The sequence below is a fragment of the Aeromonas sp. R1-1 genome (genome assembly GCF_040908495.1).
Classification (GTDB): Bacteria; Pseudomonadota; Gammaproteobacteria; order Enterobacterales; family Aeromonadaceae; genus Aeromonas; species Aeromonas veronii.
This window is the reverse complement of record NZ_JBFODV010000021.1, coordinates 1-7,324: the sequence shown is the minus strand read 5'-3', so window position 1 is coordinate 7,324 and position 7,324 is coordinate 1. Positions and strand designations below refer to the sequence as shown.

Annotated in this window: 11 protein-coding genes; all 11 read left to right on the top strand. The window is 60.8% G+C overall.

Going from position 1 to position 7,324, the window contains the following annotated elements:
• Positions 1-369 (top strand): hypothetical protein (locus tag AB5Y92_RS00995; protein WP_368225195.1); only part of this gene is annotated, 369 nt, incomplete at its 5' end.
• Positions 362-583, top strand: a complete 222-nt coding sequence (locus AB5Y92_RS00990; protein ID WP_005353373.1) for a hypothetical protein — start codon at positions 362-364, stop codon at positions 581-583. The genes AB5Y92_RS00995 and AB5Y92_RS00990, both read left to right, overlap by 8 nt.
• Positions 584-750: 167 nt before the next feature.
• Complete coding sequence (locus AB5Y92_RS00985) at positions 751-978, top strand: TraR/DksA C4-type zinc finger protein (protein WP_368225193.1); 228 nt, start codon at positions 751-753, stop codon at positions 976-978.
• Complete coding sequence (locus AB5Y92_RS00980) at positions 959-1,273, top strand: DUF2730 family protein (protein WP_005345918.1); 315 nt, start codon at positions 959-961, stop codon at positions 1,271-1,273. Before AB5Y92_RS00985 ends, AB5Y92_RS00980 begins: the two co-directional genes overlap by 20 nt.
• Positions 1,270-1,566: a hypothetical protein gene (locus tag AB5Y92_RS00975; protein ID WP_005345917.1), complete on the top strand. Its 297-nt coding sequence runs from the start codon at positions 1,270-1,272 to the stop codon at positions 1,564-1,566. Before AB5Y92_RS00980 ends, AB5Y92_RS00975 begins: the two co-directional genes overlap by 4 nt.
• A gap of 2 nt (positions 1,567-1,568) precedes the next feature.
• Positions 1,569-2,144 (top strand): DUF3486 family protein, encoded by a 576-nt coding sequence (locus AB5Y92_RS00970; RefSeq protein ID WP_005353368.1) that lies wholly within the window; start codon positions 1,569-1,571, stop codon positions 2,142-2,144.
• Positions 2,144-3,703 carry a terminase family protein gene (locus AB5Y92_RS00965; protein ID WP_368225192.1) on the top strand — a complete coding sequence of 520 codons (1,560 nt, stop codon included), beginning with the start codon at positions 2,144-2,146 and terminating at the stop codon, positions 3,701-3,703. Before AB5Y92_RS00970 ends, AB5Y92_RS00965 begins: the two co-directional genes overlap by 1 nt.
• Complete coding sequence (locus tag AB5Y92_RS00960) at positions 3,703-5,286, top strand: DUF935 domain-containing protein (protein WP_368225190.1); 1,584 nt, start codon at positions 3,703-3,705, stop codon at positions 5,284-5,286. The genes AB5Y92_RS00965 and AB5Y92_RS00960 overlap by 1 nt, the downstream gene beginning before the upstream one ends.
• Positions 5,286-6,773, top strand: coding sequence for a phage minor head protein (locus AB5Y92_RS00955; RefSeq protein WP_368225188.1), 1,488 nt, complete (start codon positions 5,286-5,288; stop codon positions 6,771-6,773). Before AB5Y92_RS00960 ends, AB5Y92_RS00955 begins: the two co-directional genes overlap by 1 nt.
• Positions 6,774-6,805: 32 nt before the next feature.
• A complete protein-coding gene (locus AB5Y92_RS00950) occupies positions 6,806-7,009 on the top strand; it encodes a hypothetical protein (protein WP_368225186.1) in 204 nt (67 codons plus the stop codon).
• Positions 7,009-7,324, top strand: a 316-nt coding sequence (locus tag AB5Y92_RS00945) for a phage virion morphogenesis protein (RefSeq protein ID WP_368225184.1), incomplete at its 3' end; no start/stop codon positions are given. The genes AB5Y92_RS00950 and AB5Y92_RS00945, both read left to right, overlap by 1 nt.

The following is a 7,324-nucleotide window of genomic DNA, read 5'->3' as shown; positions in this document are numbered from 1 at the left end:
GCTGCGTTTGCAGAGCTACCTCCTTTCCGACGTGGTTGGCGAGGTGGTGGCATGAGCGTGCTGACCATCAAGCAACAGAAGGCGGCGGCTGCGATCCAGGCTGCGGGCTACTTTGGCATCCCTGAGCTCAAGAACCCCCGCTATCTCGCTTGCTTCAAGGATGGGCGCAAAGCCCATCTCAAGGCTGCCTTGACCTATCAGATCGCTGACCCGCAGGCGATCCCGCTCTATAGCCACCACCAGACCCGTCAATCCCTGTTCGAGAAAGGGTGGCGTTCGGTGACCGAACTGGATCGCCTGCGGGCCCGTGCCCGTCATTCCCAACCTCCGTTATTTCAACCCCAAAAGAAGGAAGTCCATCATGCCTGATTCCCTGTTACCTCAAGCGAAGTCTGCCTTCAAAAGCCGCACCGTGATCGGTGGTGTGATTGCCGTGGGGGCCGGTATTGCGGGCCTGTTCGGTGTGCCGGTCGATGCGGGTACCCAAGCCAGCTTGGCATCCACCCTGGTGGATCTGGCCAGTGCGGTGGGTGGCCTGCTCGCCATCTGGGGCCGCATCAAGGCGACTCATACCGTCCGTTAAAACACTGTTCGAGCCTGTTCCAGTAGGCGTTATTGGCGCAGCCAGTTTGGTCTCGGACAGCGCGCAGAAACCGCAGCGTACATGCAGTACGTGAGGCTTTCGAGCACTGCCCAGGGCCAAAATGGCAAGTGAAATAGCCTAATGGGATGGGCTCCGGGAGAGGTCATGTGACAGACCATATAGACCGCGCCCAGCTGGCCGATGCCGATCGGACTGGGCGCATTATCGAAGCCCACCAGAACAGGGCAAGGCCACACGGCGATGGTATCTGCTGCGATTGTGACGAAGCCATCCCGATCTCCCGTCTTGCAGCCGAGCCTGGTGCCGAGCGCTGTATCGAGTGCCAGACCCTGTATGAGCGCAAGGAGGCGACCCGTGTGGGATTTCATCGTTAAGAATTGGGGCCCGCTCTATGCGTTGGCCAGCCTGGTGGGTCTGGTGGTCATCATCTTGCTCTCCAAAACCTACGCCAAGCGCGAAGACCTCACTGCCCTGGTGCAGAGAGTCCAGCGGGTGGAGCAGGTACTGGCTGATCTGCCGAGTGAGCGTGAGCTGCACAAGCTGCAGCTGGAGATCAGCGAGCTGCGGGGGGAGTTGCGGGAGGTGAAGCCGGAGCTGCGCCAAGCCCGCCGCCTTGCCGATCTGCTGTTGGAAAATGAGCTCGCCGCTGTACAGAAGGAGAAGCCATGAGCATTCAACAAATATTGGACGCCCAGCAGCGGCTGGTGATCCTGCGCTCCCTGCTGGATATCGGTGGTGCCGCCAACGAGTCAATCCTCAATGACTGCCTCGACCAGCTGGGTACCGGCCGGGTGACGCGGGATCGGGTGAAGACCCTGCTGGCCTGGCTGGAAGAGCAGGGGCTGGTACGCATCGAGCGACTGGCCACGGTGCAGGTGGCTCACCTGACCGGTCGTGGCCAGGATGCGGCGGAGGGCCGGGCAACGGTGCCCGGCGTCAAGAAGCCCAGGGCGGAGGATTGACCATGGCCGATAAACCGACCCGAGGCCGCGCCAGCAAGGTGTGGCTGCTGCCTGAGTCCATCCGCAACGCGCTCAACGAGATGTTGCGGGATAAGGGCAACAGTCAGGCCGCCATCCTGGATGAGATCAACGGCCTGATCGAGGAGGCGGGATTGCCCGATGATCTCAAGCTCTCCCGCTCCGGGTTAAGCCGTCATGCCAGCCAGGTTGAACAGGTCGGCCAGCACCTGCGGGATTTGCGTGAAACCACGGCTGCCTTAACCTCCCAGCTTGGTGACAAGCCGATGGGGGAGACCACCAAGCTTATTCTGGAGCTGGGCCGTTCCCAGCTGTTCAAGGCGATGCTGGCTCAGGTGCAGAACCCGGAGGAAGCGGTGGATATCGACATGCTGAAAAACGCCATGCTGGCAGCCCAGCGGCTCGAATCGACCGCGATGCAGAGTCATAAGCGGGAGAAGGAGATCCGCCAGGCATTTGCCGAAGAGATCGCAGCCAAGACCGAAGCCATCGTGACTCAGGCGGGGTTGAGCGGTGAGGCCGCCGCCGAGATACGCCGCGAAATCCTGGGGATTGCCTGATGACCGCCATTGCTCAGACCCCTATCGCCCAACAGTTAGCCCAGACCCTGGGTACCGAATACAACCCCGACGAGGTGTTGCTGCCGTACCAGCGCATCTGGATTGCCGATGAGAGCCCGCTCAAGATCGCCGAGAAGAGCCGCCGTACCGGTATCACCTGGGCAGAGGCTGCTGATGCAGCCCTGACGGCCTCCAAGACCAAGACGGCCGGAGGCTGCCACCACTTCTATGTTGGCAGTAACAAGGAGATGGCCCGCGAGTTTATCGATGCAGTGGCGATGTGGGCCAAGGCGTACAACAAGGCGGCCGGTGAGATCCAGGAGGAGGTGTTCACCGACGATGAGGATAAGGCGATCCTTACCTTCGTGGTCTATTTCGCCTCTGGTTTCAAGGTGCAGGCGCTCTCCAGCAACCCCTCCAACCTGCGGGGGATGCAGGGCAATGTGACCATCGACGAGGCCGCATTCCACGACAGGCTGGCCGAGGTGTTGAAAGCCGCCATGGCGCTGACCATGTGGGGCGCCAAGGTGCGCTTGATCAGTACCCATAACGGCGTCGATAACCTGTTTAACCAGCTGATAAACGACAGCCGAGCGGGCCGCAAAGAGTATTCCATCCATACCATCAGCCTGGACGATGCTTGCCGCCAGGGGCTCTATCGCCGGATCTGCCAGGTCAAGGGCGGCCTTTGGACACAGGACGCAGAGGACGCCTGGAAGGCGGGGCTGCTCAAGGCCACGGCCACCGAAGAGGATGCCCTGGAGGAGTATTTCTGCGTACCCAAGCAGAGCAGCGGCGTCTATATCAAGCGCACCCTGATCGAGCGGGCGATGCAACCGGATATCCCCATCTTGCGCTTTACCGCCCCCAAAGACTTTGAGCTCTCGAGCGAGGAGACCCGCAAGGCGGTAGTGGATATCTGGTGCGAGGAGAACCTCAAGCCCTGTCTGGAAGCGCTCGATCGCAGTTGCCGCCATGTGCTGGGGGAAGATTTCGCCCGCAAAGGGGACTTGTCGGTTTTCGTACCACTCTCTATCTCCACCAACTTGCGCAAACGAGTGCCCTTTGTGGTGGAGCTGGTCAATGCCCCCTATGAGAGTCAGCGCCAGATCCTGTTCTACCTGCTGCAGGGGTTGCACCGTTTCACGGCGGCGGCCTTCGATGCCACCGGTAACGGCGGCTATCTGGCAGAGGCGGCCCGCTTGCGCTGGGGGGCCGGGATGATCGAGTGCGTAATGCTCAATGACCCCTGGTATCGGGAGTGGATGCCCAAGCTCAAGGCAGAATTTGAGGATGGCAACCTGACCATTCCGCGCCATGCAGACGTGCAGGATGACCTAGGGAAAATCCAGGTCATCAATGGCATCCCCAAGATCGACAAGGGCAAGAACACAGGCCAAGGGGGCCAACAGCGCCACGGTGACTTTGCGGTGGCGCTGGCCATGGCGGTGCGGGCCAGTTGGATGGAGGGGGGCGCTATCGAGTTCACCCCGCTGCCCAACAAGCGCGATGAAGCAAGGGGCGATAACCATCATTCGTTCGAGAGAGGGGCCTGGTAATGGGCAGGATCATCGATATCAACGGCAATCCCCTGCGGCTTGAAAAAGAGCCGCAGACCGAGAACTCGGCGGCGCTTGCCCAGTTGCGCCGTCACTACAGTGAACACCCCACGGTGGGGCTCACGCCGAGCAGGGCGGCAACCGCATTGAAGGAGGCAGAACAGGGCAACCTGATCGCCCAGTGCGAACTGGCCGAAGACATGGAGGAGAAAGACGCCCACCTGCAGAGTGAACTCGGCAAACGTCGCCGCGCGCTGTTGGGGGTTAGCTGGACAATCGAACCGCCCCGCAACGCTACCCCGGCGGAGAAGCGTGACAGCGAGATGATCCGCGAGCTGATTGAGGATTTTACCTGGTTTGATGATGCCATCTTTGACGCCACAGATGCGGTGCTCAAGGGTTTTTGTGCCCAGGAGTTTTGCGGCTGGGAGCTAGTGGAGGGGTTGCAGCTTCCCAAGGGCATCATCTGGCGCGATCCCGCCTGGTTTCAGACCCACCCGGATGATCGCAACCAGCTGCGGCTGCGGGATAACAGCCATGAAGGGGTTGCCCTCAACCCGTTTGGCTGGCTGCTGCACAAGGCCAAGTCCAAATCGGGGTATCTGGCCCGCACCGGCCTTGTCCGTACCCTGATCTGGCCGTTTCTGTTCAAGAACTACAGCGTGCGGGATCTTGCCGAGTTTCTGGAGATCTACGGCCTGCCGGTGCGCCTTGGCAAATACCCGGAGGGGGCGACCGAGAAAGAGAAGGCCACCCTGCTGCAGGCGGTGCTCTCCATCGGTCATAACGTCGGGGGCATTATCCCGCGTGGGATGGAGATTGAGTTCCAGAATGCCGCTAGCGGTCAGGCCGATCCCTTTGTGGTGATGATGGAGTGGTGCGAGCGCTCCATGAGCAAGGCCATTCTGGGGGGCACCTTGACCTCGCAGGCCGACGGCAAGAGCTCGACCAATGCTCTGGGTAATGTCCATAACGAGGTGCGTCAGGAGGTACGGGATGCAGATCTCCGGCAGCTGGCCGCCACCCTGACCCGCGATCTGGTCTATCCCCTCTATGCCCTGAACGGTAAGAGCTATCAGGGGCCGCGCCGTAGCCCCCGGCTGGAGTTTGATGTGACCGAGCCGGAGGATATGCAGCAACTGGCAGGGCCGCTGCGCACTCTGGTCTCTATTGGCATGAAGATCCCGACCCAGTGGGTCTATGACAAGTTGCAGATCCCGGTGCCCACCGCTCAGGAAGAGGTATTGGTCATTCAGGATAATCGGGGGGCAACAGGGGAGGTGGAGCTCAAGGCTCGGCTGCCCCGTCAGGGACTGGCGACCTTGGCCGCAAATAAAGCAGCGCAGGGAGATAACAACGATGCCCAGTTGGCCCGGCTGCAGGCCGAGGCGACCCCTCTGCTGGCGGGGATGACCGATGCTGTCCAGGCGCTGGTGATGCAGGCCACTAACCTGGAAGAGATCCGGGATGGCTTGCTGGCACTGGAACCTGAGCTCAGCCATGACGAATTGGGGGCACTGATGGCACAAGCCATCGCCGCCAGCGAGCTGCTCGGCATGCTTGAGATGGAGGAGGGGCGCTGATGCCCGTTCGCTCTTCACCAGTCAGATATGGCTCCTTGCCCTTTGCCGAGGCGATCGCCTTCTTTCGCCAGAAGCTCGATATGCCGAGCGAACGCTGGGCTGATGTGTGGCGCGATGCCCATAACCGCGCCTTTATGGTGGCGGGGGCCACCAAGACCGATCTGCTGGCTGACCTGCGCGGAGCGGTAGACAAGGCGATCAGTGAAGGGCAATCCATCGGAGCTTTTCAGAAGGCGTTCAAGGAGATTGTGGCTCGCCACGGTTGGGAGCATACCGGCCCGGCGTCCTGGCGCTCCCGCGTCATCTTCGAGACCAACCTGCGCCAGAGTTATAACGCCGGGCGTGAAGAGCAGATCCAGCGTATCAAGCACAAGCGTCCCTATGCGCTCTATCGTCATGGGGACTCCGAGCACCCCAGGGAGTTGCACCTCAAGTGGAACAATCTGGTGCTGCCGGTGGATCACCCCTGGTGGGAGACGCACAGCCCGAGCAATGGCTATGGCTGCAAGTGCAAGAAGTTCCTGCTCTCCGAGGCTGACCTCAAGCGGCGCGGCTTGGTGGTCGGCAAGGCCCCGGACGATGGCGAATATGAGTGGGTGGACAAGGCCACCGGGGAGTTGCACAAAATCCCCAAAGGCATCGACCCCGGTTTTGATTATCGCCCCCAGACTCCGGCAGAGCTGACCAAAGCAGTGGCCAAGCGAGAAGCGGCCAAGCCTGCGTTGGCCGAACGGCTGCCAGAACGGATAGTGGAGAGCGCCTTCTCCAGCGTTAAAGGTGTCACCGCTCAGGGGTTGAGTGATCTGCTGGCCAAGTTGCCAGCCCCCCAACGCGAACCGTTGGCGACGTTCCTCAAAGCGCATCCGGTCAAAACCCTGTTTATCAAGCAGACCGAGATGGGGAAGGGAGTGGCCGGGCTCAAGGTTGCCCCGGCTATTGCTGATTACCTGGGCAAAGATCCCTATCTGGTGCGCTCTTTTTACTATTCGCGCCGGGCCAGCAGGGTCAACGGCTTTACCGCAACCAGCTGGGATCATCTGGTTATCAAGGTAAAGGGGGGCGATACTTTAAAGACGGTGGATATGCAGGCGGTGCAAGCGGCGGCTGCCGATGTGTTGGCTGATGCCCACGCTAATCGCGGCCCGCGCCAATTAATGCCAAGAGGCGCCAGTGGTGAAACTTTGCGCCGTCATTGGAGTGTGTCGGCCAATGTAGGCGATAAACTGGGGGAATCGGCCCAGCGGATCTCGACCTGGTTGCATGAGCTCGGCCATCAGGTTCACTTCTGGGCCGGGGAGCCCAATCTCACCGGCATCGGCCTGATTACCGAATATGCCGGAACCAATAGCAAAGAGATGGCTGCCGAGGCGTTTGCCGCCTGGGTGCTGGCGAGGGAATCCATGCTGGAGCACTTTCCCGAACTGGCCAAGAGAGTGGAAGCCATGTTGGCCAAAGCTACGGCTGCCACTACCAAGGGCGGCCGCTAGCGGCCCCGGAGAGCAAAAAATAAAGGAGCGACATGATGACCTTGCTGGAACAAGCCAGCGCCCTGCTGGCACAGGATGGTCCCTTTACCCTGGCGCAAGCCAAGGCGCTGGATGTTTTGTGTGAGCAAGCCCGTGGTGAAGAAGCTGACCTGATGGGGGATCTCTGGGAGGCCGCGATGGTTAACGCAGATGAGGAAGCGCTGCACTATATGACCACCTTTGAGGATGAGTTCTGATGGCCGGTAGCTTTATCGCCATCAGCCACCACGGGGTGGCCGATGCCTTTGAGCTGCTGGCCAAGCTCTATCAGAAAACCGGTGACCTGAGCGAACCGCTGGCAGATATAGGGGAAGGGCTGCAGCTGTCGCACCGGGATCGTTGGGATGCCCAAGAGAGCCCGGAAGGGGAGCCCTGGGCCCCGCTCTCGGAGAAGTACCGTGCCCGCAAGCCCCGACATGCCGATGAGGTGCTGCGTCTGAACGATGATCTGCGCGATACCCTCGACTATCAGGTCGATCCCCAGACCCTCTACTTCGGCACGCCCATGGTAT